We start from the raw sequence: 2,590 nt of genomic DNA on the forward strand, positions 1-2,590 counted from the left end.
CGACCCGCCGCGCGCTCGACGCCGGAGCCGCGCGGCTCGATGCGTTGCTCGCGCGACATGCGCTGACGGTGCGCGGCGCCTGTCCGCTGTTCCGGCTGGTCGTGCAGGTCGACGCGCCTGCCTTGTTCGAGCGGCTGGCGCGCGCCGGTATCCTGACCCGCCCGTTCGGCGAGCGTGCCGACTGGCTGCGCTTCGGGCTGCCCGGCGACGATGCCGCGTTCGACCGGCTCGACCGCGCTTTGACGGGTGGCTGACCCCACCGCCTTCGCCGCGCTGGCGATCGACGCGCTGGTCGGGTGGCCGACGTGGCTCTACGCGCGCGTCGGGCATCCGGTCGGCGGGTTCGCGCGGCTGATCGCGGCGTGCGAGGCGCGCTGGAACCGCCCCGCTATCCCCGAGGCGCGGCGGCGGCTGTCGGGCGTGGCGACGCTCGCGCTGTTGCTCGCGGTGACGATCGGTGGCGCGCTGGCGGTCGAACAGGCCGCGCGCGCGATCGCGGGCGATTGGTGGTGGCTCGTCGCGGCGCTGCTCGCCTGGCCGGCGCTCGCGGCGCGCAGCCTCTACGATCATGTCCGACCGGTTGCCGATGCGCTCGCGGCGCGCGATCTTTCCGCGGCGCGGCGCGCGGTGGCGATGATCGTCGGCCGCGATACCGCGGCGCTGGACGAGGCCGGGGTGGCGCGCGCGGGCATCGAAAGCCTCGCGGAAAGCTTCTGCGACGGGGTGGTGGCGCCGCTGTTCTGGCTGCTCCTGTTCGGGCTGCCCGGGGTCTGGGCGTATAAAGCGATCAACACCGCGGACAGTCTGATCGGGCATCGCGAGCCGCGCTGGCGCGCGTTCGGCTGGGCGGCGGCGCGGGTCGACGATGTGGCGAATGCGATCCCGGCGCGGCTTGCCGGAATATTGCTGTGCCTCGCCGCTGGCGGCGGCTGGCGGGTGATGTGGCGCGATTGCCGGCGCCACGCCTCGCCCAATGCCGGCTGGCCCGAAGCCGCGATCGCCGGCGCGCTCGGCGTCGCGCTCGCCGGGCCGGTCGCTTATGACGGGGTGGTCCACGACAAGCCGTGGATCGGCGCGAGCGGCCGCGCCGCGGGGGCGGGCGATCTGCGCCGTGCGCTGGCGATCTATTGCCGGGCGTGTGCGTTACTGGGGCTGATCGCCGGGGGCGTTGCGCTGCTGTGGTGACGCGCGGTGACGGGGGAAGTGGATACCGACACTAGTTGACCCTTTGCCGTCGGTAAGCGAGCTTCGCGGTAGCCGGCGGCAAACCGCCCGGCACGGAGAGGATGACGAATGGCGACTATGCAGGGAACGGCTCTGGCCGGCCGGTCGGTTCGGGCGACCTTGTGGATCCTGTTGTTCGTCTACATTTTCAATTTCATCGATCGGCAGATCGTCAACATCCTGGCGGAATCGATCGCCCGCGATCTGAAGCTGTCCGACACGCAGATCGGGCTGATGACCGGGCTCGCCTTCGCCTTGTTCTACACGGCCCTGGGCCTGCCGATCGCGCGTTACGCCGATCGGCCGGCGACCACCCGGGCGAAGATGATCGGCGTCGCGCTGACGATCTGGTCGGCGATGACCGCCTTGTGCGGGATGGCGCAGAATTTCGTCCAGCTGTTGCTACTGAGGATCGGGGTCGGGGTCGGCGAGGCAGGCTGCTCCCCGCCGGCGCATTCGCTGATCAGCGATATCGTCCCCCCGGAGAAGCGCAGCTCGGCGCTGGCCTTCTACGCACTGGGCATCCCGATCGGCACGTTGCTGGGGATGATGATCGGCGGCTTGCTCGCCGATCAGGTCGGGTGGCGGCATGCCTTCGTGATCGTCGGGCTGCCCGGCGTCGCGATGGCGCTGCTGGTGTTTCGCCTGCTGCGCGATCCGCGGCAGGCATCGTCGGGCGCCGCGACCGCAGGCGCGGCGCCGCACGCCGAATTGCCGCTGTGGGCGGCGCTGCGCGCGGTGATGGGGTCGCGCGCCTATATCCTGCTGCTCGTCGCAGGATCGTCCGCCGCTTTCCTTTCCTATGGCAAGGCCACCTGGACGACGATCTTCTTCCAGCGCACGCATGCGATGTCGCCGGGCGAGGTCGGCTTCTGGTATGGCATCGTCGGCGGCGTCGCGGGGATCGGCGGCACCTGGCTGGGCGGCTATCTCGCGGATCGTTTCGGCAGCGCCAATCGCCGCCATGTGATGACCGCGCCGGTCGTCGGCATGATCGTCGCGGTGCCGCTCGCGCTGCTCGCCTATCAGGCGACCGACTGGCCGGTCGCGCTGACCTTGCTGGCGATCCCCACCTTGTGCAATTCGCTCTATTACGGCCCGACCTATTCGACTGCGCAGGGGCTGGCGCCGCTCCGCGCGCGCGCCATCGCCGCGGCGGTGATGCTGTTCTTCCAGAATCTGATCGGGCTGGGGCTGGGGCCGTTGTTCTTCGGCATGTTGTCCGACTGGCTTCACCCGGCGCACGGCGGGAATAGCGTGCGCTACGTGCTTTATGGCGCCGCGTTCCTCGGGCTGGTCCCGGCCTTCTTCTTCTGGCGGTGCAGCCTGCGGCTCGACGCGGAGCTCGATCGCGGCGGATAAGGAT

General features: G+C 70.6%; 2 protein-coding genes and 1 pseudogene. All 3 read left to right on the forward strand.

The window, feature by feature from the left end:
• Positions 1-254, forward strand: a pseudogene (locus BGN95_RS16160) (threonine-phosphate decarboxylase); the annotation flags it as partial.
• Positions 247-1,185: an adenosylcobinamide-phosphate synthase CbiB gene (gene cbiB / locus BGN95_RS16165; RefSeq protein ID WP_286773311.1), complete on the forward strand. Its 939-nt coding sequence runs from the start codon at positions 247-249 to the stop codon at positions 1,183-1,185. The pseudogene BGN95_RS16160 and the gene cbiB, both read left to right, overlap by 8 nt.
• 108 nt (positions 1,186-1,293) lie before the next feature.
• Positions 1,294-2,586 carry a spinster family MFS transporter gene (locus BGN95_RS16170; protein WP_286773312.1) on the forward strand — a complete coding sequence of 431 codons (1,293 nt, stop codon included), beginning with the start codon at positions 1,294-1,296 and terminating at the stop codon, positions 2,584-2,586.
• Positions 2,587-2,590 lie beyond the last annotated feature (4 nt).

Source organism: Sphingomonas sp. 66-10 (assembly GCF_001897045.1).
GTDB lineage: Bacteria > Pseudomonadota > Alphaproteobacteria > Sphingomonadales > Sphingomonadaceae > Sphingomonas > Sphingomonas lycopersici.

What these genes read in the sequence shown, in the direction of transcription:
- BGN95_RS16170 (WP_286773312.1), top strand. Translation starts at nt 1,294, where the DNA reads ATGGCGACTATGCAGGGAACGGCTCTGGCCGGCCGGTCGGTTCGGGCG.